Here is a 25,178-nt window from a genome sequence, read left to right as displayed (position 1 = left end):
CGGTGCACCGCCCGCCGCAGGATGTCCGCAACAGGAAGGCCGTTCCCCCATGTCCGCGATCAGGGTCATGCTCGTCGACGATCAGGCGTTGCTCCGCACCGGTTTCCGGATGGTGCTCGCCGCCCAGCCGGACATGGAGGTCGTGGCGGAGGCGGGCGACGGGGTGGAGGCGCTGGAGGTGCTGCGCGCCACCTCCGTCGACGTCGTCCTGATGGACGTGCGCATGCCGAAGCTGGACGGCGTGGAGACCACCAGCCGCATCTGCTCCGCCCCCAACCCGCCGAAGGTCCTCATCCTCACCACCTTCGACCTCGACGAGTACGCCTTCTCCGGGCTGAAGGCCGGGGCCTCCGGGTTCATGCTCAAGGACGTGCCCCCGGGCGAGCTGCTGGCCGCGATCCGCGCCGTGCACAGCGGGGACGCGGTGGTCGCGCCGTCCACCACGCGGCGGCTGCTGGACCGGTTCGCGCCGATGCTCCCCGAGACGGGCGCGCAGCCGCAGAACAAGCGGCTGGAGCGGCTCACCGAGCGGGAGCGGGAGGTCATGGTGCTGGTCGCGCAGGGGCTGTCCAACGGCGAGATCGCGGCCCGGCTGGTGCTGTCCGAGGCCACCGTGAAGACCCACGTGGGCCGCATCCTCACCAAGCTCGCCCTGCGCGACCGGGTCCAGGTCGTGGTCCTCGCCTACGAGACGGGTCTGGTCCGGGCCGGCGGCGGCCCGCTCTGACCCGCCGGCGCCGCGCCGCTCAGCGCAGGATGCCCTCCAGGAAGTCGGAGCCCAGCCGCGCCACCACCGTCACGTCCAGTTGGTGCAGGACGTAGCGCCCGCGCCGCCGGGTGTGGACCAGGCCGGCCTTCTTCAGCACGGTGAGGTGGCGCGAGACCTCGGGGGCGCTGAGGCCCAGGGCGTGCGCCAGCTCGCCGGTGGTGTACGGGGAGCGGGCGATGTTGCGGCAGAGCCGGAGCCGGACGGGGTGGGCCAGTGCGTCCAAGCGGCGCTCCAGCACCTCGACGGGGGCGGGGGCGGGGAGCGCCCCGGTCGCCACCGGGTACTGGACCACCGGGCGCCAGCCCGGGGCGTGCAGGGCCAGCAGGTGCGGCCAGCCGAAGTGCGAGGGGACGAACACCAGCCCCGGGCCGATGCCCGGGTCCACTGCGGTGGTGGTGCCGTGCGCGAGCTTGTCGAGGGTGATCCGGCGGCCGTCCTCGTCCACCGACAGCGCGGGGGAGACCGCGGTGAGTGCCTCCGGGAGGCCCCGGCGGCGCAGCAGGTCCGTCTTCTGCCGGGCGTCGGCGGCGAGCTGTCCGTGCACCCGGCGCCAGGTGTCGGCGAAGAACGCCTCGTCGCAGTCCTCCAGCAGTCGGCGTATCCAGGAGCGGACGGCCGCCGGGTTGGCCAGCAGCCGCCGGGTGAAGTCGGCCTGGCGCGGGCCCCGGGTGGTGGCCAGGTCCAGTGACTCGGCGGCGCGGGCCGGGTCGGTCAGCGGGGACGGCCGGCCGGCGTCGTAGGAGTGGTTGCAGGTGAACTCCAGCGCGGCGTCCACGAACCGCTCGTCGTCCAGCCGGTCGAGCTGGTCGAGTTCCTCGGCGAGGGTCGGCGCGGGGCGGCCCAGCCGGCCGGTGCGCACCCCCGCGAACGGCATGAACACGTCCGAGAAGGTGGTCCGCCACAGGAAGTCCGCCTCGCACAAGCGGTCGGCGAGGTCCGGTTTGAGGGCGGCGGCGGTGGCGGTGGCCCAGCCGTGCAGCCCCGGGTGGTGACCGGGCTCGGCGAGGGCGTGCAGCGCCATGCCCAGCTCGGCCAGCGGGGACGGTTCGAAGACGATCCGCTCCGGCGGCAGCCCCGCGATGTCGATGTGCACGCTCATGCGCCCATGGTGCACCCGGCCGCCGACACCGCCCGTCCGATTGACGGCCCGCGTCAATCGGCGTGACCGGGCCCGGGGGCCGGAGCAGTCTCGAAGGTGCCGGAGGGGCCGTGGCCCACCGCCGGCACCGGTGCGCGGCGCTGCGGAGGAGCCTTCTTCCGCGCGCCGCGGCCCGGGCCCCGGCGGTCCGGGCGGACGAGGACGGATGAATGTCATGAGCATTACACAGCAGTACGCCCTGGACCTGTACCGGGCCCGCCGGCGCGGCGAGGCCCCGCCGCCGGCGCCCGGCCGGCACGACTGGCGGACCGTCGCCGAACTGCGCGAGTACGGCCGCTTCCACGCCGCCCTCACCGGCCGCCCGGCCCGTCGTCGGTGGCGCGCCGCCCTGGCCCGGCTCCTCGCACCCCCGCGCACCCCGTGACGTCCCGGCCGAGCCGGCGCCGCCGGGGCGCGCCTCCGTCCCGCACGCCGGAGTCCGAGCCCGCGTGCGCCGGACGGGCGCGCCCCGGGTCAGCGCCGTTCGGGCCGCCACCGGGCGACGAAGTCGCCCACCGCGGCCACCACGTCCGCCGCCGTCCACTCCAGCCCGGGTGAGGCCACCGTCACCTCGGTCACCGACACCCCGGGCGGCCCGCCCGGGTGCCACCGCCGGAACAGTGCCGTCCCCGTCTCCTCCGCCTGCCGCACCGCCGCCCCGGTCAGGGCGTCCGCCTCGCCGGTCAGCCACACCTGGAACTGGTGCGTGTGCGGCACCTCGGGGTGCACCCGGGACCAGGGGACGCCCGCCCGGGCGAAGCCCTCGCGCAGCGCCTGCGCGACCGTCCGGGCGTGGGCCACGTACCCGGGCAGCCGCGGCAGCTCCCGGTCCAGCCCGACCAGCGCCGACAGCGCCGTGGGGAACTGCTGGTACACCTGGCCCCCGTAGCGGTGCCGCCACGCCCGGGCCTCCTCCACCAAGGGCCCCGGCCCGGCCAGCGCCGCGCCCCCCAGGCCGCCCAGCGACTTGTAGAACGACACGTAGACGCTGTCCGCCAGCGCGGCGACCTCCTCCAGCGGGCGCCCGAAGTGCGCCGTGCACTCCCACAGCCGCGCCCCGTCCAGATGCACCACCGCGTCCCGGGCCCGGGCCGCCTCCACCAGCTCGGTCAGCTCCTCCCAGGACGGCAGCAGGAAGCCCGCGTCCCGGAGCGGCAGTTCGAGCACCAGCGTCCCGAAGGGCTCGTCCAGGTTCCACACCTCGGCCGCGGTCGGCTGACGGCGCTCGGCGGTCGGGTGGACCGTCCGCAGCCCGCCCAACGTCCCCAGCGCGCCCCGCTCGTGCACCTCGGGGTGGGCCAGCGGGTGCAGGGCCACCACCGGGTTGCCGGTGCGGCTCGCCCAGCAGCGCAGCGCCACCTGCTGGGCCATGGTCCCGGTCGGGAAGAACGCCGCCGCCTCGGTGCCCAGCAACCCCGCCACCCGCCGCTCCAGCGCGGCCACCACCCCGTCGCCGTACGCGTCGACCGGCTCCGTCAGGTCGTACGCCCCGCCCGCCGCCGCACCCAGCCCGGCCAGCGCCTCGGCGAGCGTGGCGTCCGCGGCCGGTCGCGCCAGCACCCGGCGCGCCCCGCGGAACGCCGCCGTCCGCCGGGCCCGCCCGGCCTCCTCCCCGTCGTCCGGGGGCCCCGCCGGGTCGGGGGCGTCCGGGCGGAGCGGGTCGTGCGGGCTGAGGGGCCGGTGCTGGGGCGCGTCCATGGGCCGATCCTGACGCACGCCCGGGCCGGCGGCGGAAGGGGCCGGTGCCGCGGGGCGAGCGACCGCCCCCGCGGTCACGCACGGATGTGCGGCTGCCCACAGCCGGTGGACGGCGCCGGGGCGGACGGACCGATCGCGTTAGCATGACGAGAAATCGTCCGGTACCCCGAGCGGACTGGAACGGAAGGCCGTCGTCGCGTGAACGCACCGCATCCCCCCGACCCCCGGGACCGCCCCGCGCGGCTCACCGTGGGCGTCGTCGGAGCCGGCCGGGTGGGCCCCGTGCTGGCCGCCTCGCTGCACCTCGCCGGGCACCGCCCGGTCGCCGTCTCCGGCGTCTCCGACGCCTCCCGGCGACGCGCCGAGCGGATGCTCCCCGAGGTCCCCGTGGTGAGCCCCGAAGAGGTCCTCGCCCGCGCCGAACTCGTCCTGCTCACCGTCCCCGACGACGTCCTGCCGGGCCTCGTCGAAGGGCTCGCCGACACCGGCGCGGTGCGCCCCGGGCAACTGATCGCGCACACCTCGGGACGGCACGGGGCGAAGGTCCTCGACCCCGCGCTGCGCGCCGGCGCACTCCCGCTCGCCCTGCACCCCGCGATGACCTTCACCGGCACCCCGGTGGACGTCCAGCGGCTGGCCGGCTGCTCCTTCGGGGTCACCGCTCCCGAGGAACTGCGGCTGGCCGCCGAGGCCCTCGTCATCGAGATGGGCGGCGAACCCGAGTGGATCGAGGAGGCGGCCCGCCCGCTCTACCACGCGGCCCTCGCCCTCGGCGCCAACCACCTGGTCACCCTGGTCGCCGAGGCCATGGACCTGTTGCGCGCCGCCGGCGTCGCGGCCCCCGACCGGATGCTCGGCCCGCTGCTCGGCGCCGCCCTGGACAACGCCCTGCGCTCCGGGGACGCCGCCCTCACCGGGCCCGTCGCCCGGGGGGACGCCGGCACCGTCGCCGCCCACCTCGCCGAACTGCGCGTCCACGCGCCCGGCGCCGTCCCCGGCTACCTCGCGATGGCCCGCCGCACCGCCGACCGGGCCCTGGACCGCGGACTGCTCCGCCCCGAACTCGCCGAAGACCTGCTCGACGTCCTCGCGGGCGACACGGAGGGCACCACCCCATGACCCAGCACGGCACCGACCCCGCGGGCGTACGACTGCTGCACACCGCCGACGCCCTGCGGCCCGCCGCCCCGGACGCGCCCCGCCGCGCCGTGGTGATGACCATGGGCGCCCTGCACGAGGGCCACGCCACCCTGGTCCGCGCCGCCCGCGAACGGGTCGGCGCCGGTGGCGAGGTGGTCGTCACCGTCTTCGTGAACCCGCTCCAGTTCGGCGCCGGCGAGGACCTCGACCGCTACCCGCGCACCCTGGACGCCGACGTCGAACTCGCCGCCGCGGCCGGCGCCGACACGGTGTTCGCGCCCGGCGCCGACGAGGTGTACCCGGGCGGCGGACCCCAGGTGCGCGTCGCCGCCGGCCCGATGGGCGGCCGTCTGGAGGGCGCCACCCGGCCCGGCCACTTCGACGGGATGCTCACCGTCGTCGCCAAACTCCTCCACCTCACCCGCCCCGACCTGGCGTTCTTCGGACAGAAGGACGCCCAGCAACTCGCCCTGGTGCGGCGCATGGCGCGGGACCTCGACTTCGGCGTGGAGATCGTGGCGGTGCCCACCGTCCGCGAGCCGGACGGCCTCGCCCTCTCCAGCCGCAACCGCTACCTCTCCGCCGTCGAACGCCGCACCGCGCTCGCCCTGTCCCGGGCCCTGTTCGCCGGCCGCGACCGGCACGCCGCCCAACAGGCGCTGCACGCCCGCGCCGCCCTCGCCCCCGGCAACGACACCCGGGCCAGGGCCCTGGACGCGCTCGGCGAGTCCCGGGCCGCGGCCGACGCGCACGCCGTCGCCCACGCGGCGCCCGGCGGCCCGGCCGCCGTCCGGGCCGCCGCCCGCGCCGTGCTCGACGCCGCCGCCCGGCTCACCCCGCCCCTCGACCTCGACTACCTCGCCCTGGTGGACCCGTCCGACTTCACCGAGGTCCCCGACGACCACACCGGCGAGGCCGTCCTCGCGGTGGCCGCCCGGGTCGGCACCACCCGCCTCATCGACAACCTGCCCCTCACCTTCGGGACCCCCGCGGCCCCCGGTGACCCCCACCACCCGGGAGCCGTCTCGTGACCCGCGCAGCACCCTCCCCGCACACCGGCATCCGCCTGCACGCGCCCGCCCCCGGCTGGGCGCTCGGCGCGGACGTGGTCGTCGTCGGCTCCGGCGTGGCCGGGCTCACCGCCGCCCTGCGCTGCGCCGCCGCCGGCCTGGAGACCGTGGTGGTCACCAAGGCGCGCCTGGACGACGGCTCCACCCGCTGGGCGCAGGGCGGCATCGCCGCCGCCCTCGGCGAGGGCGACACCCCCGGACAACACCTCGACGACACCCTCGTCGCCGGCGCCGGGCTCTGCGCCGAGGACGCGGTGCGGCTGCTGGTCACCGAGGGCCCGGACGCGGTCCGCCGGCTCATCGACAGCGGCGCCCGCTTCGACGAGTCCGCCACCGGCGGGCTGGCCCTGACCCGCGAGGGCGGCCACCACCGCAGCCGGATCGCGCACGCCGGCGGCGACGCCACCGGCGCCGAGATATCCCGCGCCCTGGTCGACGCGGTGCGCGCCCGGGGCATACCCACCGTCGAGAACGCGCTCGTCCTCGACCTGCTCACCGACGACGAGGGGCGCGCCGCCGGCGTCACCCTGCACGTGATGGGGGAGGGCCAGCACGACGGCGTGGGCGCCGTGCACGCCCCGCACGTGGTGCTCGCCACCGGCGGCATGGGCCAGGTGTACGCCGCCACCACCAACCCGGCGGTCTCCACCGGGGACGGGGTCGCCCTGGCGCTGCGCGCCGGCGCAGAGGTCAGCGACCTGGAGTTCGTCCAGTTCCACCCCACCGTGCTCTTCCTCGGCCCGGACGCCGAGGGGCAGCAGCCGCTGGTCTCCGAGGCGGTCCGCGGCGAGGGCGCCCACCTGGTCGACGCCGAGGGGGTGCGGTTCATGGTCGGCCAGCACGAACTCGCCGAACTCGCGCCCCGGGACGTCGTCGCCAAGGGCATCACCCGCCGCATGCGCGAGCGGGGTGCCCTGCACATGTACGTGGACGCCCGGCACTTCGGCGCCGAGATGTGGGAACGCCGATTCCCCACCATCCTCGCCGCCTGCCGCGCCCACGGCCTGGACCCGGTGACCGAGCCGCTGCCGGTGTCGCCCGCCGCGCACTACGCCTCGGGCGGGGTGCGCACCGACGCGGACGGCCGCACCACCGTGCCCGGCCTGTACGCCTGCGGGGAGGTCGCCTGCACCGGCGTGCACGGCGCCAACCGACTGGCCTCCAACTCGCTGCTGGAAGGGCTCGTCTACGCGGAGCGGATCGCCGCCGCCGTGGTGCGCGCCGGGAGCGGGACCCGCCGCCCGCCGCAGCCGGTGGCCCGGCCCGCCGCCCCCGCCCACCCGCTGCTGGCCCCGGAGGACCGTTTCCGCATCCAGCGGATCATGACCGAGGGCGCCGGGGTGCTCCGCTCCGCCGACTCCCTGGAGCGAGCCGCCCGGCAGCTCCAGGACCTGCACACGGCCGCCCGGGACGCCCTGGCCGAGCACGGCAAGACCGCCGAACCCGGGGTGGACAGCTGGGAGACCACCAACCTGCTGTGCGTGGCCCGGGCCCTGGTCGCCGCCGCCCTGCGCCGCGAGGAGACCCGCGGCTGTCACTGGCGCGAGGACCACCCCGAGGCCGACGACGCGCACGGGCGCCGGCACCTCGTGGTGCGGCTCGCCCCCGACCGTTCGCTGACCGTCACCCCCACCGACGGCCCCGGCTTCCCGCCCACCGTCGCCGAGCCCCCCGCACCCGCCGCCGGCCCCGGGCCCGGGGCGGTGCGCCCCGCCCCGAACGCGTACGCTGGCGCCGCGCCCGCACCGGCAGACGGCTCCCCGCGGGCGCCCCGCGCCGGCGCCGCCGACCCCGCAGCACCCTCGACAGCCGATCCCCTGGAGCCCTGAGCCGTGACCGACACGCCGCCTCCCCCCGTCCCCCTGCTCGCCGACGACCCCGCCGCGGGGTGCGGCGAGGGCTGCGGCTGCGGCGGGGGAGATCCGCACGCGGTCGAGTGCGGTCTCGATCCGGCGCTCGCCGAGCTGCTGGCCGCCGCCGGCCTCGACCCCGTCGAGGTCGAGGACGTCGCGCAGTGGGCCCTTGCGGAGGACCTGGCCGGCGGGGTGGACGTCACCACCGTGGCCACCATCCCCGAGGACGCCGTCGCCACCGCCGACTTCACCGCCCGCGAAGCGGGCACCGTGGCCGGGCTGCGGATCGCCGAAGCGGTGCTCTCCCTGGTGTGCACCGAGGCGTTCGAGGTCGAGCGGCACGTCGAGGACGGCGACCGGGTGGCCGCCGGCCAGCCGCTGCTCAGCGTCACCGCCCGCACCCGGGACCTGCTGACCGGCGAGCGCAGCGCCCTGAACCTGCTGTGCCGGCTCTCCGGCATCGCCACCGCCACCCGCGCCTGGGCGGACGCCCTGGAGGGCACCGGGGCGAAGGTCCGCGACACCCGCAAGACCACCCCCGGGCTGCGGTCGTTGGAGAAGTTCGCGGTCCGCTGCGGCGGCGGCCTCAACCACCGGATGTCCCTCTCCGACGCGGCGCTGGTCAAGGACAACCACGTACTGGCCGCGGGCGGGGTCGCCGAGGCGTTCGCCCGGGTCCGCGAGGCGTTCCCGGACGTCCCGGTGGAGGTCGAGGTGGACACCCTGCACCAGCTGCGCGAGGTGGTCGAGGCGGGCGCCGACCTGATCCTGCTGGACAACTTCACGCCCGTGGAGACCGCCGAGGCCGTCGCCCTGGTCGCGGGCCGGGCGCGGCTGGAGTCCTCCGGCCGGCTCACCCTCGCGAACGCCCGCGCCTACGCGGAGACCGGCGTGGACTACCTCGCCGTGGGCGCGCTCACCCACTCCGCGCCGATCCTCGACATCGGCCTGGACCTACGGGACGCCGCGCCCGGCCCCGACGCCGCCCCCTGACCCCGCGCGGACGCCGCCGGAACGGAGTAGACGCATGCTGCTGACGATCGACGTGGGCAACACCCACACCGTGCTCGGGCTGTTCGACGGGGAGGAGATCGTCGAGCACTGGCGCATCTCCACCGACGCCCGCCGCACCGCCGACGAACTCGCCGTGCTGCTCCAGGGCCTGATGGGCATGCACCCGCTGCTGGGGATGGAGTTGGGCGAGGGCATCGACGGCATCGCCATCTGCTCCACGGTGCCCTCGGTGCTGCACGAGCTGCGCGAGGTCACCCGCCGCTACTACGGCGACGTGCCGGCGGTGCTGGTGGAGCCGGGTATCAAGACCGGGGTGCCGATCCTGATGGACAACCCCAAGGAGGTCGGCGCCGACCGCATCATCAACGCGGTGGCCGCCGTCGACCTGTACGGGGGCCCCGCGATCGTGGTGGACTTCGGCACGGCGACGACCTTCGACGCGGTCTCCGCGCGCGGCGAGTACACGGGCGGGGTGATCGCCCCGGGCATCGAGATCTCCGTGGAGGCGCTGGGCGTGCGCGGGGCGCAGTTGCGCAAGATCGAGTTGGCCCGGCCGCGCAGCGTGATCGGCAAGAACACCGTGGAGGCCATGCAGTCGGGCATCCTCTACGGCTTCGCCGGGCAGGTCGACGGGGTGGTCACCCGGATGGCGCGGGAGCTGGCCGCCGACCCGGACGAGGTGACGGTGATCGCGACCGGTGGACTGGCCCCGATGGTGCTGGGCGAGGCGACCGTCATCGACGAGCACGAGCCCTGGCTGACCCTGATCGGGTTGCGCCTGGTCTACGAGCGCAACGTCGCCCGGATGTGAGCGCCGGGCCGTAAACGGCCCGGCCCCGCAGGCCACGCCACGGGGACGACATTCGGTGGGTTTTGTCCGATTAGCGCGTATCGTCTCCCCATGCCCACGCCCAACGGAACTTGCGGCGGCATGGCGTTCGGCGCCGAGGAGCTGCGTGTGCTCCGCCGTGCTCTCGCCCTCGTCGTCCACCCCCGTCCCCTCACCGCCGCGGACGTCCGGGACTGCCTCCGGCTCGCCGAATCGGTGGACGAGGCGCTGCACGAGGGCGCCCGGCGGCGCGCCTTCCTCGTCGCCGACCTGGAGCGCTACCGCAGCGCCCTGCCCGGGACCGCCCGTGGCTACCTGGCCCTCCTGGAGGAGGCGCTGGCGGCCGGGCACCGGCCCGGCCCCGACGACCTCGCCGCGCTGCGCGCCCTGCGCGGCAATCCGACCGCCGCGGCGCTCCTGGACCGCTGCCGGCCCCCCGTCGACCGGGTGGTGCGGGCCCGCCCCGCCGAGCGCGTCCCGGTGCCCGCCGGGTCCGGCGCCCGCGCCGTGGCGACGGCCCCCCGGCTCCGTCTGACGGCGCTGCCCGGCGGGCTGGTCGCCCCGCGTGCGGGGGACGAGCAGCCGGCCCCCGAGCGCCCCGAACCCGCGCCCCGGGAGCGCCCCGCCGCCCCGCACCGTCCCGTGCCGACCCCCGCCGAGGTGTTCCCGCCCCGCAAGCGGCCCGCTCCGCCCGCCGAGCCCCGGCAGCCGGACGCGCCGGCCCCCGCCCCGCCGGCGGACCCGCCCCAGCAGCGGGCCGCCGGATAGCGCTGGATACCCTGGCCCCATGGACTACGTCTCCGCGCTGCTGCCCCCCACGGTGATGGCCGTGTTCTTCACCGCGCTCATCGTGACGATCGTGAAGACCCAGGGGGGCGACAAGAAGGCCAAGGAGGACGCCGCGGTCGACTACGCCCTCCGGCAGGCCGAGCAGGCCCGTCAGGCCCAGAACCAGTCCCCGCGCGACGCCGGCGCCTGACGCCGCCGCCCGTTCCCCGTGACCCTCCGGGCCGCGGGGAACGGATGCGCGCCGCCCCTCGGGAAAGCGTCGTTCCGTAGAGCGGTTCGCCACCCTTGGGGCGATTTCTCCATATATGGTGAGATTTGTGCCTCGCCCCTTGGGAGAACTCGAAGACGCGGTCATGACGCGGGTCTGGCAGTGGAACCGTCCGGTGACCGTTCGGGAAGTCCTGGAAGACCTCCAGCAGGAACGCTCGATCGCCTATACGACGGTGATGACCGTTCTGGACAATCTCCATCAGAAGGGCTGGGTGCGCCGCGAAGCGGAAGGCCGCGCCTATCGCTACGAAGCCGTCTCCACCCGCGCTGCGTACGCCGCCGCCCTGATGAACGACGCGTGGTCGCAAAGCGACAACCCGGCCGCCGCCCTCGTCGCCTTCTTCGGCATGATGTCGCCCGAACAACGCGAAGCGCTCAACGACGCCGTGCGCATGGTGCAGGGCCCCGAGAACGCGCCGCCGCGAAACGAACCCCCGCCCGACACGGGGAACCCGCCGAACGCCGCGCGACCGTCGGATGACGCGAACGGTATCGGGGGCGGGGAAGATCCGGGCCGCCCGGCGGCCACCCCGAACGGTCCACCTGCGGGGAATGCCCCGAGGAACACCGGGATGTCGCGGGTTCCGGAGGCGAGTCCGCGCAACGAGCCCCCCGAGCACAAGGCGGAGGACGGACGATAGCGTCCGTTCATGCCAGCAGAGCAACCCCACCGGGTACCCGAAGAGCCGGTCGCACCGGCGAATGTTCCGGAAACCGAGTCCTCCGCGCCGGCCGGCCCCACCAGGAAAGCGGTCACCGTCCGCAGGGCCCGCACCAGTGACGTTCCCCAGGTCCGCGCGCTCCTCGACGTCTACGTCAACAAGGGCATCCTGCTGGACAAAGCCACGGTCACGCTTTACGAGGACATCCAGGAGTTCTGGGTCGCGGAACGCGACGACAACGCACAGGTCGTCGCATGCGGAGCACTGCACGTGATGTGGGAAGACCTGGCGGAAGTCCGTACGCTCGCCGTGAACCCCGCCCTCAAGGGCGCCGGCGTCGGCCATCAACTCCTGGAGAAGCTGCTCCAGACCGCGCGTTGGCTCGGCGTTCGACGTGTTTTCTGCCTCACCTTCGAAGTCGACTTCTTCGCGAAGCACGGCTTCGTCGAGATCGGGGAGACTCCCGTGGACTCCGATGTGTACGGCGAGCTGCTGCGTTCCTATGACGAGGGCGTCGCCGAGTTCCTCGGACTCGAACGAGTGAAACCGAACACCCTGGGCAACAGCCGGATGCTTCTGCATCTGTGATCGGCTTGGACGGCGCATTCCGTTCCCCCGGTGTCCTGGTGCCCTATGTCCGAAACGCGCATGTTTCCGGGCGGTCCGGGGCGGGGTGACGGCAACCAGGGGTTTGTGTTTTGCGGGGAAAGACGGTTTGCTTTCCAACGTACTGCTGTACTGCATATAACAAGGGGCGGCGAAACGGCGGCGGGTGCCGTGGGGCCGACCCGTACGTTATCGATGAAAGGAAAATGCGGTGGCACAGAAGGTTCAGGTCCTTCTTGTCGACGACCTCGACGGTGTCGAGGCCGACGAGACCGTGACGTTCGCGCTGGACGGCAAGACCTACGAGATCGACCTCACGACCGACAACGCCGACAAGCTGCGCGGTCTGCTGGAGCCCTACGTGAAGGGCGGGCGCCGCACCGGCGGCCGTTCCACCGGTGGTCGGGGCAAGGCCCGCGCCACCGCTGCCGGCAGCAGCCAGGACACGGCCCAGATCCGCGCCTGGGCGAAGGAGAACGGCCACAAGGTCAACGACCGGGGCCGCGTCCCGGCCGACGTCCGTCAGGCGTACGAAGACGCCCACCGCTGATCGCGCGCCCGACCCAACCGGACCCGCAGGCACTCCGTGGCCAGCCGGTCCACCAGTCGCACGAGGTCGGGGGCGCCCCCACCGTCCCTGGGCGCACTCCCTCGTGCGCACCGCGCCGCGAGGGGGCGCGGTGCGGGAAGTCCCGTCTCCGCCCCCCGCCCCGGCTCCGGGGGCCGCACCCAGACCGCGGCCCCGGCCGGGTCCGCTCCCGGGCCCGCCCCGTCCGTGCCGACCGGTGACGGGGCCGGCACCGGCGGCCACGGCGCCTCGATCGCGCCGCCCGGGCCGATGACCGCCAGCCCCAGGTCCCCGGCCAGCCCGCCCCACTCCAGCCAGGCCAGCAGTCCCGGCACCTCCTCGGCGGCGCCGGCGGCCACCAGGAACCGGACCCGGTCGCCGCACCGGGTCACCGGACCGGTGCGCTCCGGCCCCGCCAGCACCGCCCGCCCGACGGCGGCCGGCACCTCCAGCACGTCGAAGCGCACCCCGGCGACCAGAAGCACCCCCGTCGTGCCGCCGGCGCCGGGACGGCCCGCGGGAACCGCGGGCCAGCCGAGGACGTTCTCGTACCAATGGCGCACCCCACCGTCCCTACCGCGTCCGGTGCTCGGACGACCGGACGGACCGAGGGGACGACGGGGGCGCGGAACGGCGGGGGTCATGACGGAAAGAACACCACGAGCCGGAGAGCGGTTACGCACGGTCGCCGCCGACCGCCCGGAGGGCCCCAGGGCCCGGGCGGGGGACGCACGCCCCCCGCGGCGGCGCGCGCTTGTTCGCCCGTAGCGGAGGCGAGGGGGGTGTCCCGCATGGATCGTCCCAACGCGCGGGTAAGACATCCCTAGTGGGGTGGGGCGACACGCAAGGGCCCGGGAGGCGCACGTTCGCCATCGGCGTAGTGATGGCAAGGGAAACTGCCTGGCCTGCGGGAACATCGTCTCGCACCATCGGGTTGGAGCAGATGTCGGCGTTCGCGGTCAGGAGGCCACGCACGGGTGTCGGCAGTTGGAATGAGCGGTCCCCGCTTGCGGGACTAAGCTGCGGAAGGACAGGGAGGGGACCGACCCCTTTCACTGCCTGACCGCTCTGAGGAGCGATTAACGATGTTCGAGAGGTTCACCGACCGCGCGCGGCGGGTTGTCGTCCTGGCTCAGGAAGAAGCCCGGATGCTCAACCACAACTACATCGGCACTGAGCACATCCTCCTGGGCCTGATCCACGAGGGTGAGGGTGTCGCCGCTAAGGCCCTGGAGAGCCTCGGGATTTCTCTTGAGGCGGTCCGCCAGCAGGTGGAGGAGATCATCGGCCAGGGCCAGCAGGCCCCGTCCGGTCACATCCCGTTCACTCCCCGTGCCAAGAAGGTCCTGGAGCTGTCGCTCCGCGAGGCCCTCCAGCTGGGCCACAACTACATCGGCACCGAGCACATCCTGCTCGGACTGATCCGTGAGGGCGAGGGCGTCGCCGCCCAGGTCCTGGTCAAGCTGGGTGCCGACCTGAACCGGGTGCGGCAGCAGGTGATCCAGCTGCTGTCCGGCTACCAGAACAAGGAGACGGCCACCGCCGGCGGCCCCGCCGAGGGCACCCCGTCGACCTCCCTGGTCCTGGACCAGTTCGGCCGCAACCTGACGCAGGCCGCCCGCGAGTCCAAGCTCGACCCGGTCATCGGGCGCGAGAAGGAGATCGAGCGGGTCATGCAGGTGCTGTCCCGCCGCACCAAGAACAACCCGGTCCTCATCGGCGAGCCCGGCGTCGGCAAGACCGCCGTCGTCGAGGGCCTCGCCCAGGCCATCGTCAAGGGCGAGGTGCCCGAGACCCTCAAGGACAAGCACCTCTACACCCTCGACCTGGGTGCGCTGGTCGCCGGCTCCCGCTACCGCGGTGACTTCGAGGAGCGCCTGAAGAAGGTCCTCAAGGAGATCCGCACCCGCGGCGACATCATCCTCTTCATCGACGAGCTGCACACCCTCGTCGGTGCGGGCGCCGCCGAAGGCGCCATCGACGCGGCCAGCATCCTCAAGCCGATGCTCGCCCGCGGCGAACTCCAGACCATCGGCGCCACCACGCTGGACGAGTACCGCAAGCACCTGGAGAAGGACGCCGCGCTGGAGCGCCGCTTCCAGCCCATCCAGGTCGCCGAGCCCTCGCTCCCGCACACCATCGAGATCCTCAAGGGCCTGCGCGACCGCTACGAGGCGCACCACCGCGTCTCCATCACGGACGAGGCCCTCGTCCAGGCCGCGACGCTGGCCGACCGGTACATCTCGGACCGCTTCCTCCCGGACAAGGCGATCGACCTGATCGACGAGGCCGGCTCCCGGATGCGCATCCGCCGGATGACCGCGCCGCCGGACCTCCGCGAGTTCGACGAGAAGATCGCCGGCGTCCGCCGCGACAAGGAGTCCGCGATCGACTCGCAGGACTTCGAGAAGGCCGCCTCCCTGCGCGACAAGGAGAAGCAGCTCCTCGCCGCCAAGGCCAAGCGGGAGAAGGAGTGGAAGGCCGGCGACATGGACGTCGTCGCCGAGGTCGACGGCGAGCTGATCGCCGAGGTCCTCGCGACCGCCACCGGCATCCCGGTCTTCAAGCTGACCGAGGAGGAGTCCAGCCGTCTGCTGCGGATGGAGGACGAGCTCCACAAGCGCGTCATCGGCCAGAAGGACGCCGTCAAGGCCCTGTCGAAGGCGATCCGCCGCACCCGCGCCGGTCTGAAGGACCCCAAGCGTCCTGGTGGATCGTTCATCTTCGCCGGCCCCTCCGGCGTCGGCAAGACCGAGCTGTCCAAGGCCCTCGCCGAGTTCCTCTTCGGTGACGAGGACGCGCTGATCTCCCTCGACATGTCGGAGTTCAGCGAGAAGCACACGGTGTCGCGCCTCTTCGGTTCGCCCCCCGGATACGTGGGCTACGAGGAGGGCGGCCAGCTGACCGAGAAGGTCCGCCGCAAGCCGTTCTCCGTCGTCCTCTTCGACGAGGTCGAGAAGGCCCACCCGGACATCTTCAACAGCCTGCTCCAGATCCTGGAGGACGGTCGTCTGACCGACTCCCAGGGTCGGGTCGTGGACTTCAAGAACACGGTCATCATCATGACCACCAACCTCGGCACCCGGGACATCTCCAAGGGCTTCAACCTGGGCTTCGCCGCCCAGGGCGACACCAAGACCAACTACGAGCGCATGAAGAACAAGGTCTCGGACGAGCTCAAGCAGCACTTCCGCCCCGAGTTCCTCAACCGCGTCGACGACGTGGTGGTCTTCCCGCAGCTGAGCCAGGACGACATCCTCCAGATCGTCGACCTGATGATCGGCAAGGTGGACGAGCGCCTCAAGGACCGGGACATGGGCATCGAGCTCTCCGCGTCCGCCAAGGAGCTGCTCTCCAAGAAGGGTTACGACCCGGTGCTGGGCGCGCGTCCGCTGCGTCGCACGATCCAGCGCGAGATCGAGGACACGCTCTCCGAGAAGATCCTCTTCGGCGAGCTGCGCCCCGGTCACATCGTGGTCGTCGACACGGAGGGCGAGGGCGACGACGTCACCTTCACCTTCCGCGGCGAGGAGAAGACCGCACTGCCGGACGCCCCGCCGATCGAGCCCGCCACCGGCGGCGGCGCGGGCCCCAACCTCAGCAAGGAGGCGTGAGCGCGCCCCGCTCACACCGTCAAGGGGTCGCCCCCGAGCCGTCCGGCTCGGGGGCGACCCCTTTGTCAGTACTCCACCACTTCCACCGAGTCCGGTAGTGCGTCGCGGCCGTGCAGGACCACCTCGTCCCTGTTGAGGAAGTCGATCTCCAGCCGGGCGAGCCGGGGGAAGTGCACCGGGAGCGCCGACAAGTCGATGGGACCGTACGCCTGGCCGTACAGGGTCAGCTCGGTGAGCTCCGGGAGGACGCAGTCCTCGGGCAGGGCGCCGAATTCCAACAGCGTGACCAGGAGGGCCGTCAGCTGCGGTGTCGCGGCGAGTCGATCCCAGTCCGCCGGGGACGCCTCGATGCCGAAGGACGACAGGTGCAGCTCCTCCCGACCGCTCAACGCGTCGATGACGTCCCAGGGGATGGCTCCGTCAGCCTGGGTGACGTCCAGGGCTATGCACGTTGGCCGGTGGCGTTCCACGTACGCGGCGACGGCGCGCGGTCCGATGTCCGCGGTCCGCAGCTGAATCCAGGGGCGTCCACCGAGCTCCCCCAGTACGACGAGTTCCGCCTCGCTCTGCGCGGTGAAGAACAGTCCCTCTGGGTCGAGTCGGGCGACGACCTCCTCGGCGTACCGGACGGTGTCGAAGCGGTGCCAGGACCAGACGAGTTGGGAGCGGAGATCGAGGGAGGCGGTGTCGGCATGGCCGGCGAGGTAGGGGATGGCGGCTTCCGAGTCCACGTGGGAGGCGGTGATGATCGCCATCAGCGAGTCCCCCTCGTCCGCCGCTCCTGGCGCAGGCAGCAGGTCGAGGACGAGCGGGCCGACCGCGGCGAGCTTCCGGGCCGCTTCCTGGTCGGGCGGCGGGATCAGGGCGTTGACCCGCTCGGCGATCCGGTCCCGGACCGCGGGGTCGAGTTCGGTGGCCTGTTCCAGGCAGGCGGCGGCCAGCAGGTGGACGCGGGCGCGCTCGCGTCCGGGCGGGGCCGCGTCGCCCGCGCTGAGGAGTCCGTCCAGGATCTCGGCGCGCTCGCGGGGGCGGGCGTGGGCGACGGCCATCCGGATCACGTCCTCCCACTGGTCGTCTGCGGCGTGACCGATCAGGAGGCCGACGTCCCACTCCTCGACGGCCCGCCGGGCGCCCAGGTAGTCCTGGAAGGTGCGGTGCACGAAGGTCACCGCGCCGGGGGAGGGCTCCAGCAACAGCCCGCTGCGGAGCAGCAGGTGGTCGAAGACGGTGCGGGCGTCACCGAGGGCCGCGGCCTCGGGCACCGCGGGCAGGGCCTCGCCGACGATGGCCTCGGCCCGTTCCCGCACCAGCTCGGTGCGGCCGTTGCGGATGAGCCAGTAGGCGAGGCGCTGGAGCAGTTGGGTCTGGGGCTCCTGTCGTAGCTCCTGGCCCGCGGTGGTCAGGACGTCCCGCTCCCGGTCCCGGCGGGACAGCAGCATGGCGAGGGCGGCCTCGTACAACTCCTTGCGGCCGTGCGGGAGGTAGCCGCGGCGGTCCCGGTGCAGGGCGCAGATCAGGGCGCACATCAGGGGGTTGGTGGCGAGCCGGCCGAGGTCGGGCTTGCCGGCGACGGCGGTGAGCAACTGCCGTTCGTAGCCGTCGAGGAGGGCGCGGGCGGCCTCGTCGGCGCCGTGGCGGGCCGCCGCGTGCCAACGCCGGACGAAGGCGGCGACGTCGGCGGGGTTCATGGGGGAGAGGGTGAGTTCGGCGAAGTCGTCGGCGGCGAGCCAGTTCTCCCGGACGGCGGAGGGGCGGGAGGTCACCAGCCAGCGGTTGTCCGGGTAGGCGGTGAGCAGGTCGCCCAGCCAGGCGCGGGTGCGTGCGCGTTCCGCCTCGGGCACCTCGTCGATGCCGTCCACCAGGATCAGCCCGCGGCCGGCGGTGAGTACGTGGTCGGCCCACCCTTCGGGCTGGGCGCCGGCGAGGGGGGAGCCGGCGGCGGTGAGGAAGAGTCGCGGTTCGGGCAGCCGTTCGCCGTGCCGGGTGAGGGTGCGCAGCGGCAGCACGAACGGCACCAGGTCGTGGAGGTGGCCGAGCGGCCCGTCCGGCGCGACCCGGGTGGCGGAGACGGCGAGCCACTGCACCAGCGTGGTCTTGCCGGAGCCGGCGACGCCCCGCAGCAGCACCCGGGAGCGGGTGGCGAGCACCTGGTCCGCGGGGAGCGGGCCGCGGAAGTGCCGGGTGGGGTCGGGGTCCGGTCCGGTCCGGGGCGGCGGGTCGGTCTGCTCGGTGGAGGTGAGGCTGAGGTAGGCCACGTCCAGCGGCCAGGTGCCGGGGGTGGAGGTCAGGTCGATGCCGTAGATGGTGAGCTTGCCGTGCTTGGCGGCGACGTGGTCGCGGTAGCGGCGCTCGAAGGAGGCGTGGCGGGCGTCGGGGCGGGGAGCCCGGGTGATCAGTGCGTCCAGTTTGGCGAGGATCTCGGCCTGGTCCCGGCTCTGGGCGACCAGGGTGCGGGCCACGAAGGTGGAGCGCTGGGTGAAGAACTGGAGGACGTGCAGGCAGGCCCATTCCAGGGCGGAGGCGAGGAAGAGGGCGGCGTCGGCGGACAGGTGGTGGTCCGGGGCCAGACCGTGTCCTGCCTCGGTGGCCCCGGTGTAGAGGGCGCGGGCCAGTTCGCGGTGGCCGAGCCGCACCGCCTGGACGTCGTCCATGTCGAGGTCGCCGAGGGCGAGCAGGGTGCGGGCGAGGGCGTCGGCCACGGCGGCTTCCTCGTCGGCCGGGAAGGGCCGTTCGCCGGGGGAGTCGACGGCCTCCCGCACCAGGTGGGTGGCGAGCTTGCCCACCTGGGCGTCGGAGAGGGTGCGCCGTTCACCGCGGAAGGAGACCCAGGCGGAGAGCCGCACCGGGCGTTCGACCAGCCCGGCGCCCGGGGGCGGGGCCGCGAACAGCTTCTTGAGCAGCGGCGCGATCGCGCTGGACGCGAGCCGTGTGCCGAGTACCGACGGGTCCACTCCCGAACTCCCCCTGTGCCGCGCCGGGCCGGCCGTCCCCGGATCGCTGTGCCGTGGGTCACCTTCCGAGGCCCGAACGGCCGCTGGTGGACCCCCGATCGGCGTTCCCGAAGGTGTCCGGAACGCCCCGACGAGGGTAGCCCGGGTCACATTCCGGGGGTGGTGGATCTTGCTCCCCGGTGACATGGGGCACAGGCGTTCTGTCCGGTACTAGCGGAAATAGTGGACGGCGTCCGCGGCCGGCCCGCCGGCTCGCCCCCCGCGCGGCCGGCGTACGCAGGGGCGGCGCCCGGTGGTCGCGTTCCGTGCCCGTGCAGTGACCCAAAGCTGCCGGGGGCGGGGTGCGGCGGGGCGGAAAACCGGTGGGCGGTCACTTCAAACCCGCCGTTGCGGGCTCTTTCCTCTCCGGGGCGGCTCCGGCGGCGGGGGTGGGAGGGCGCGTCAAGACCCTCCGGATGTGACGTTTGTGTACGAGTTTGCCTAGTAGTAGGGGGGTTTGAGCCGGTACCGGGTGGTGGGTTACCAATGTGGAGCACCCGGCAGCTACGCCGATGTACTCCGGGTCAGTCGTCGCCCGTCCAGCCGACGCACCCCACGGTCCGTACGCCTCGCTCCCGAGCGCGTCACAGCGGCCCGCGCGGCATCTCGGACGCGGCTCCCCCCAACCCGGAGGTTTCCCGTATGTCTCAGCGCGCCATGTCCCTCAAGTCCGGTTCGTCCCTGCTGCGTGCCCGGACGGTCGCCGTCGTCGCCGGTCTCGGAGTCTCGGCCGCTCTGGGTGCCGGGGTCGCGGCGGCTGCGACCCCCGGCCAGGCCGTCACCGCCGTGCCCAGCACCGTCGCCGAGTCCGTGAAGGTGCAGGCCGCCGCGCAGGCCGCCCAGGCCAAGGCCGCCACCGAGGCCAAGGCCGCGGCCGCCGCCAAGGCGAAGGCCGCCGCCAAGGCCAAGGCGGTCACCGCCAAGCCGGTCGCCGCGCAGAAGTCCACCGGCTGGGTCAAGCCGCTCAGCTCCTACGCGCTCTCCGCGAGCTACGCGCAGGCCGGCGGCATGTGGGCCAGCAAGCACTCCGGCCAGGACTTCGCCGTCCCGACCGGTACCCCGGTCAAGTCGGTCAGCGCCGGCACCGTCGTCAAGGCCGGCCCCAACGGCGGCGGCGACGGCCCCGCCTACGGCAACGCCGTGGTGATCAAGCACGCGGGCGGCAAGTACTCGCAGTACGCGCACCTGTCGAAGGTCAACGTGTCGGTCGGCCAGAAGGTCAACGCCGGCCAGGTGGTCGCGCTGTCCGGCAACACCGGCAACTCCAGCGGCCCGCACCTGCACTTCGAGATCCGCACCACCCCGAACTACGGTTCCGCGATCAACCCGGCCGTGTTCCTCAAGGGCGTCGGCGTCTCCTTCTGACCCGAGCGCCCCGCGCCACCGAGCCCCCGGTCACCGCAACCCGCGGTCACCGGGGGCTCGGCCGTGCCCGCCCGGCCTCACTCGCCGGGCAACAGCAGCATCGGGAAGCTCCCCGAGCTGGTGGGCGCGTGCTCCGGCAGCCACAGCACCGCCACCGCCCCCTCCACGGGCCCGTCCGGCGATCCCGGCGGGCGGACGTTGCGGAAGGTCAGCCGGGCACCCAGCACCCGGGCCTGCCCCGCGGCGATGGTCAGCCCGAGGCCATGTCCGTGCCCCGCGCGATCGCTGCTGCCGGTGCGGAACCGGCTCGGCCCCTCGGCCAGCAGCTCCTCGGGGAAGCCCGGCCCGTGGTCGCGCACCCGCAGCACCCGGCCCTCCACGGTGACCTCCACCGGGGTGCGGCCGTGCTTGGCCGCGTTCGCCAGGAGGTTGCCGAGTATGCGCTCCAGCCGCCGCGGGTCGGTGGTCACCGCCGCCTCGTGGACGACGTGCACCCGGACCTCGCTGTTGCGGGCCGCGACGCGCCGGGACACGAACTCGCCCAGCACGATGTCGTGCAGTTCGGCGCGCTCGGCGGCACTGTCCAGGCGCGCCACCTCCAGCACGTCCTCCACCAGGGTGCGCATCGCCTGCGCCCGGTCCCGGACCAGTTCGCTGGGGCGCCCCGGCGGCAGCAGCTCGGCGGCGGTGAGCAGTCCGGTGACGGGGGTGCGCAGTTCGTGCGCGATGTCCGCGGTCACCCGGCGCTCGGCCTCCAGCCGCTGGCGCAGGGCGTCGGCCATCGCGTCGACCGACCACGCCAGGTCGTCCGTCTCGTCCCGGACCACCCCGCCGATCGCCTCGACCACCCGGACCTCGCTGTTGCCCTGGGCCACCTGGCCCGCCGCCACCGCGGCCTTGCGCAGCCGGCGGGAGAACCGCCCCCCGATCAGCACGCCGAGCGCGCACCCGCCGGACACCACCGCCAGCGAACCGATGAGCAGCGCCCGGTCCAGATCGCCCATGATCGCGGTGCTGCGGTCCTGGAGCGGGGTGTGCAGGGACAGCACCCGACCGTCCTCCAGCGGCACGGCCGCCCAGATGTCGGGGACGCCGTCGGTCTCGGTGACGTGGGTGGCCCGACGCCCTTCGAGCGCCTTGGCCCGCAGTTCGGCCGGGATGTCCTCGTCGTCGACCTCGGCCCCGAACTGGAGCCGCTCGGTGGCCTCGTAGATCCGCTGCGCGAACTGCACCCGCTCGTCCTGGAGGTCGCGGGCGTTGTCCAACATGGACACCCGGGCCGCGTTGTGCACCACCAGGCTCAACGCGAGCGCCACGAAGACCCCGACCAGGGTGATCGCCGCGCTCAGTTTCCAGCGCAGCCCGGTGCGGAGGTTCAGGCCGCGCAGCTTTCTCCGCACGGTGCTCAGGCCCGCAACTTGTAACCGAAGCCGCGCACGGTCTCGATCCGGTCCTGGCCGATCTTGGCCCGCAACCGCTGCACATGGACGTCGACGACCCGGGTGTCACCGCCCCAGCCGTAGTCCCAGACGCGTTCGAGCAGCTTGTCCCTGGACAGCACGGTGCCCGGGGCCGCCGAGAACTCCAGCAGCAGCCGCATCTCGGTCGGGGTCAGCGCCACCGGCCGCCCCCCGCGCAACACGTCCATCCCGACCGTGTCGACCTCCAGGTCGCCGAAGGTCAGCACCCCGCCGCCGGCCTGCTGTGCGCCCTCTTGCGCCCCGGCGCCGCCGGCGTGCCCGAAGCGGCGCAGCACCGCCCGGATGCGGGCCACCAGGACCGCCCCGTCGAAGGGTTTGGTGACGTAGTCGTCGGCGCCCGCCTCCAGTCCGAGGACGACGTCGATGGAGTCGGCGCGCGCCGACAGCATGATGACCGGGACGGTGGACTCGTCCCGGATGCGCCGGCACAGGCTCACCCCGTCCAGCCCCGGCACCATCACGTCGAGCAGGGCGATGTCGGGGCGGCGGGCCCGGAACGAGTCCAGCCCCGACAGCCCGTCGGGCATCGCGGTCACCACGAAGCCGTTGCGTTCCAGTGCGAGCTGGGTGGCCTCGCGGATGACGTCGTCGTCCTCGACGAAGAGGACGTGGGTCTGCTCTGCCATCCGGTCGGTATCCGTCGCTTTCAGTTCCGGGGCGGGGAGGCGGACTCGGTGCCCACCGCCTTGCTGTAGTCGTTGTGGACGCGTCCCTGCTCCACGAAGTCACCGGACTTCCACCGGTACGTGATCACGTCCTCCCCCGAGGGGGCCGCCACCGGATCCTCGTCGGAGTACACCTGCTGGGTGACGACGAGTTCCCTGCGGTCGATCTCCGCGTACACCGGGAAGCCGTCGGACCGGAAGGCGTTCGTGTAGTCATCGCCCTCAGGACGGTACACGTACGTACCGATGCTCACGGCGTCCCCGCACGTCAGGACGTTGACGACGACGTCGTCCCGCCCGCCGTCGGTGAGGTTGCCGTAGATGGCGTCCACCGGGTAGCTGTCCTTGTCCGAGGTGCAGAGCCGCAGCGTCTCCTTCACCTCCGGGTCGATGTCGGGGTCGTCCATCAGCAGCCGGACGGCGTCGACCCGGGGCGGGGCGGGGGAGGGGGACGCCGACGGGGTCTCCTCGCCGGAAGCGCTCCCGCGGGCGGGCCCCTCGTCGCGGACGCCGGTGCCCTGGGACGTGCAGGAAGCGACGAACCCGCCGAGCAGACCGGAAACGCCGAGGGCGGCGAGTGCGGCCACCGCCGCACCCCCCGCCACCAACCGACTCGCCGCCCGGCCCCCCGCCGGCCCGTCCGCGCGCCCCGGCCCGCCCGGTCCGTCGGGCCCGTCGGGCGGAGCGCCGCACAGTGCGGCCTCCTCCGGGGGGAACCCCCCGGAACGGGCGTCCCCGCGCCCCGCCCCGAACCGGCTTCTCAGGCCGCGCAACGCTCCCGCTCCTCACGTTCGAGCGCCCGGGCACCCAGGTCCCGGGCCTCCAACTCCTGACGCAGCCGGGCGAGGGCCCGGTGCAGCGTGCTCTTGACCGTACCGGCCGACATGCCGAGGGCGGCGGCCGTCTCCTCCGTGGACATCTGCTCCCAGTGTCGCAGCACCACGACGCTGCGCTGCTTGGGTGCCAGCACCTTCATCACGTCCATCAACAGGGCCCGGTCCGCGTGCTGTTCGGTGTTGTCCTCCACCCTGCACTCGGGGAGCTGCTCGGTGGGCACCTCCTCCAGCTTGCGGGCCCGCCACCACTCCGTCCGAGTGTTGATCATGACGCGACGCAGATAGGCGTCGGCCAGCCGCTTGTCCGCGATCCCGTCCCAGCGGCCGTAGGTGCGCACCAGCGCGGTCTGGAGCAGGTCCTGCGCCTCCACCGGGTCGGGGACCAGTCGGCGGGCGCTGCGCAGCAGGGCGTCCTGCCGGGTACGGACGTACTCCTCGAATTCGAGCACCTCGCCGTGCGCCATCCCCGTCGCCTCCGATCCGGCCCCCCGGGCCGCCCTGTCTCCCCTGTCGTGCCGTAGCGGCACGAGAAGCAAGTTACGGAGGAGTTGTCACGGCACTGTGCGGGCCAGCACGCGGCGGACGCACGGCTGTCCGTCGGTTGTGTAACAGATGTAGGAAAGCGGTAAGGGCAGCGGCCGGCGAGCGGGGATTCCGTCCCTTTCGGGAGGGTTCGGAGCGCTTCCGCGGGCCGGTTCCGGGACTCGACACGGGGTCTTCCGTGACGTCCCACGACGGCTTCGACGGCCCCCGGCCCCGGCGGGGACGCCGCCGCCCCCGTCCGAAGGCGCACGGGCGGGGGCGGCGGGCGGGGTTCGCGGGCGGGCGGCTCAGACGTGCGGCAGCCGGTACAGGCCGCCCGGCAGCGGCTCCACCAGACCGTCCGCCACCAGTCCGTCGAGCGCGCGGGCCCGCTGCACGGGCTCGTCCCACACCCGGTTCAGCACCGCCTGCGGCACCGGCACGGTGGCCTCCCGCAACACGGCCAGCAGCTTGCCGCGCACCTGCCGGTCGGTGCCCGCGTACGTCTGGCCGCGCCGCGGCGGGCCCTCGTGCTCCGGCTTGCCCGCGAGCTGCCAGGCGCACAACGAGGCAATCGGACAGCGCTCGCAGCGCTCGTTGCGGGCCGTGCACACCAGCGCACCCAGCTCCATCGACGCCGCCGCCCAACGGGCGGCGGTGCCCTCCTCCTCGGGGAGCAGCGCCCGGGCCAGCTTCCGTTCGGCGGCGGTGGTGGCGTTCGGCGGGTACTGCGAGCCGGTCACCGCCCGGGCCAGCACCCGGCGCACGTTGGTGTCCAGGACGGCGTGCCGCTGCCCGTACGCGAAGGAGGCCACCGCGGCCGCCGTGTACTCGCCGATCCCGGGCAGGGCCAACAACTGGGAGTGCTCGGTCGGCACGTCACCGCCGTGCCGTTCCGCTATGGCCACGGCCGCGCCGTGCAGCCGCAGCGCACGGCGCGGATAGCCGAGCCGCCCCCAGGCGCGGACCGCCTCCCCGGACGGCTCCTTCGCGAGGTCGGCGGGGCGGGGCCAGCGGGCGAGCCACTGCTCGTACACCGGCAGCACCCGGCTGACCGGCGTCTGCTGGAGCATGAACTCGCTGACCATCACGCCCCAGGGGCCCGCCTCGGGGCGGCGCCACGGCAGATCGCGCGCGTGGTCGTCGAACCAGGCGATCACCGGTTCGTGGAGGGCGGGCAGCGCGCGGAGCGGGCCCTCCGGAGAGGTACGGGGGTCGGGGGCGGTACGGGACGTGGACTTCGTCGGCACAGTCATGGCACGTCGATCCTGCCATGCCCACCCGGGCCCGGTGGGGGAC

The 25,178-nt window shown here is 73.9% G+C and carries 22 protein-coding genes and 1 pseudogene; 14 read left to right on the top strand and 9 right to left on the bottom strand.

The window, feature by feature from the left end; all coding sequences use genetic code 11:
- Positions 1–49 precede the first annotated feature (49 nt).
- The gene (locus ACSMX9_RS11335) at positions 50–727 is read left to right on the top strand and encodes a response regulator (protein WP_445402077.1); all 678 of its coding nucleotides are present in this window, start codon (positions 50–52) and stop codon (positions 725–727) included.
- A gap of 19 nt (positions 728–746) precedes the next feature.
- Here ACSMX9_RS11335 and ACSMX9_RS11330 read toward each other — a convergent pair whose 3' ends face one another.
- Positions 747–1,868, bottom strand: a complete 1,122-nt coding sequence (locus tag ACSMX9_RS11330) for a DUF5937 family protein (protein ID WP_445402075.1) — start codon at positions 1,866–1,868, stop codon at positions 747–749.
- A 214-nt stretch (positions 1,869–2,082) separates the two neighbouring features.
- Here ACSMX9_RS11330 and ACSMX9_RS11325 point away from each other — a divergent pair, with 214 nt between their 5' ends.
- Positions 2,083–2,292: a hypothetical protein gene (locus ACSMX9_RS11325; RefSeq protein WP_445402073.1), complete on the top strand. Its 210-nt coding sequence runs from the start codon at positions 2,083–2,085 to the stop codon at positions 2,290–2,292.
- A gap of 89 nt (positions 2,293–2,381) precedes the next feature.
- Here ACSMX9_RS11325 and ACSMX9_RS11320 read toward each other — a convergent pair whose 3' ends face one another.
- Positions 2,382–3,605 (bottom strand): threonine aldolase family protein, encoded by a 1,224-nt coding sequence (locus ACSMX9_RS11320; protein WP_445402071.1) that lies wholly within the window; start codon positions 3,603–3,605, stop codon positions 2,382–2,384.
- 198 nt (positions 3,606–3,803) lie between these two features.
- On the opposite strand from ACSMX9_RS11320, the gene ACSMX9_RS11315 reads away from it, so the two are divergent.
- The 10 genes and pseudogenes from ACSMX9_RS11315 (at position 3,804) to ACSMX9_RS11270 (ending at position 12,388) form a co-directional block, all read left to right on the top strand.
- Positions 3,804–4,724, top strand: coding sequence for a Rossmann-like and DUF2520 domain-containing protein (locus ACSMX9_RS11315; protein ID WP_445402069.1), 921 nt, complete (start codon positions 3,804–3,806; stop codon positions 4,722–4,724).
- On the top strand, positions 4,721–5,776 hold the full coding sequence (gene panC, locus ACSMX9_RS11310; RefSeq protein WP_445402067.1) for a pantoate--beta-alanine ligase: 1,056 nt from the start codon (positions 4,721–4,723) through the stop codon (positions 5,774–5,776). Before ACSMX9_RS11315 ends, panC begins: the two co-directional genes overlap by 4 nt.
- Positions 5,773–7,473: pseudogene (locus tag ACSMX9_RS11305) on the top strand (L-aspartate oxidase); the annotation flags it as partial. The gene panC and the pseudogene ACSMX9_RS11305, both read left to right, overlap by 4 nt.
- Before the next feature lie 174 nt (positions 7,474–7,647).
- Positions 7,648–8,661: a carboxylating nicotinate-nucleotide diphosphorylase gene (gene nadC, locus ACSMX9_RS11300; RefSeq protein WP_445402065.1), complete on the top strand. Its 1,014-nt coding sequence runs from the start codon at positions 7,648–7,650 to the stop codon at positions 8,659–8,661.
- A 34-nt stretch (positions 8,662–8,695) separates the two neighbouring features.
- Positions 8,696–9,493 carry a type III pantothenate kinase gene (locus ACSMX9_RS11295; protein WP_445402063.1) on the top strand — a complete coding sequence of 266 codons (798 nt, stop codon included), beginning with the start codon at positions 8,696–8,698 and terminating at the stop codon, positions 9,491–9,493.
- A gap of 90 nt (positions 9,494–9,583) precedes the next feature.
- Positions 9,584–10,279, top strand: a complete 696-nt coding sequence (locus ACSMX9_RS11290) for a hypothetical protein (protein ID WP_445402061.1) — start codon at positions 9,584–9,586, stop codon at positions 10,277–10,279.
- A gap of 19 nt (positions 10,280–10,298) precedes the next feature.
- A complete protein-coding gene (locus ACSMX9_RS11285) occupies positions 10,299–10,490 on the top strand; it encodes a hypothetical protein (protein WP_366115131.1) in 192 nt (63 codons plus the stop codon).
- Between the two features lie 163 nt (positions 10,491–10,653).
- Positions 10,654–11,211 carry a BlaI/MecI/CopY family transcriptional regulator gene (locus ACSMX9_RS11280; RefSeq protein WP_445402957.1) on the top strand — a complete coding sequence of 186 codons (558 nt, stop codon included), beginning with the start codon at positions 10,654–10,656 and terminating at the stop codon, positions 11,209–11,211.
- 9 nt (positions 11,212–11,220) lie between these two features.
- Positions 11,221–11,820: an amino-acid N-acetyltransferase gene (locus ACSMX9_RS11275; protein WP_351238340.1), complete on the top strand. Its 600-nt coding sequence runs from the start codon at positions 11,221–11,223 to the stop codon at positions 11,818–11,820.
- A 229-nt stretch (positions 11,821–12,049) separates the two neighbouring features.
- The gene (locus ACSMX9_RS11270; RefSeq protein ID WP_445402059.1) at positions 12,050–12,388 is read left to right on the top strand and encodes a histone-like nucleoid-structuring protein Lsr2; all 339 of its coding nucleotides are present in this window, start codon (positions 12,050–12,052) and stop codon (positions 12,386–12,388) included.
- Here ACSMX9_RS11270 and ACSMX9_RS11265 read toward each other — a convergent pair.
- The gene (locus ACSMX9_RS11265; protein ID WP_445402057.1) at positions 12,361–13,050 is read right to left on the bottom strand and encodes an SCO3374 family protein; all 690 of its coding nucleotides are present in this window, start codon (positions 13,048–13,050) and stop codon (positions 12,361–12,363) included. The genes ACSMX9_RS11270 and ACSMX9_RS11265 overlap by 28 nt on opposite strands.
- A gap of 441 nt (positions 13,051–13,491) precedes the next feature.
- Here ACSMX9_RS11265 and ACSMX9_RS11260 point away from each other — a divergent pair, with 441 nt between their 5' ends.
- Positions 13,492–16,020, top strand: a complete 2,529-nt coding sequence (locus ACSMX9_RS11260; RefSeq protein ID WP_366115127.1) for an ATP-dependent Clp protease ATP-binding subunit — start codon at positions 13,492–13,494, stop codon at positions 16,018–16,020.
- A 65-nt stretch (positions 16,021–16,085) separates the two neighbouring features.
- On the opposite strand, the gene ACSMX9_RS11255 is transcribed toward ACSMX9_RS11260, so the two are convergent.
- Positions 16,086–18,971, bottom strand: a complete 2,886-nt coding sequence (locus ACSMX9_RS11255; RefSeq protein ID WP_445402055.1) for an NACHT domain-containing protein — start codon at positions 18,969–18,971, stop codon at positions 16,086–16,088.
- Between the two features lie 681 nt (positions 18,972–19,652).
- Between ACSMX9_RS11255 and ACSMX9_RS11250 the strand changes: the two genes are divergently transcribed.
- Positions 19,653–20,375, top strand: a complete 723-nt coding sequence (locus ACSMX9_RS11250; RefSeq protein ID WP_445402053.1) for a M23 family metallopeptidase — start codon at positions 19,653–19,655, stop codon at positions 20,373–20,375.
- A gap of 77 nt (positions 20,376–20,452) precedes the next feature.
- On the opposite strand, the gene cseC is transcribed toward ACSMX9_RS11250, so the two are convergent.
- The 5 genes from cseC to ACSMX9_RS11225 all read right to left on the bottom strand — a co-directional run bounded on the left by cseC (position 20,453) and on the right by ACSMX9_RS11225 (position 25,135).
- Positions 20,453–21,784, bottom strand: coding sequence for a two-component system sensor histidine kinase CseC (gene cseC, locus ACSMX9_RS11245; RefSeq protein WP_445402956.1), 1,332 nt, complete (start codon positions 21,782–21,784; stop codon positions 20,453–20,455).
- Positions 21,781–22,482 carry a two-component system response regulator CseB gene (gene cseB, locus ACSMX9_RS11240; RefSeq protein ID WP_445402051.1) on the bottom strand — a complete coding sequence of 234 codons (702 nt, stop codon included), beginning with the start codon at positions 22,480–22,482 and terminating at the stop codon, positions 21,781–21,783. The genes cseC and cseB overlap by 4 nt, the downstream gene beginning before the upstream one ends.
- Positions 22,483–22,502: 20 nt before the next feature.
- Positions 22,503–23,108, bottom strand: coding sequence for a hypothetical protein (locus tag ACSMX9_RS11235; protein WP_445402049.1), 606 nt, complete (start codon positions 23,106–23,108; stop codon positions 22,503–22,505).
- A 173-nt stretch (positions 23,109–23,281) separates the two neighbouring features.
- Entirely contained in the window at positions 23,282–23,821 is a 540-nt protein-coding gene (locus ACSMX9_RS11230) for a SigE family RNA polymerase sigma factor (protein WP_445402047.1), read from the bottom strand.
- Between the two features lie 366 nt (positions 23,822–24,187).
- Complete coding sequence (locus ACSMX9_RS11225; RefSeq protein WP_445402045.1) at positions 24,188–25,135, bottom strand: A/G-specific adenine glycosylase; 948 nt, start codon at positions 25,133–25,135, stop codon at positions 24,188–24,190.
- Positions 25,136–25,178: the final 43 nt, after the last annotated feature.

The sequence above is a fragment of the Streptomyces sp. LE64 genome (assembly GCF_052606915.1).
This window is presented reverse-complemented; position numbering and strand designations above follow the sequence as displayed.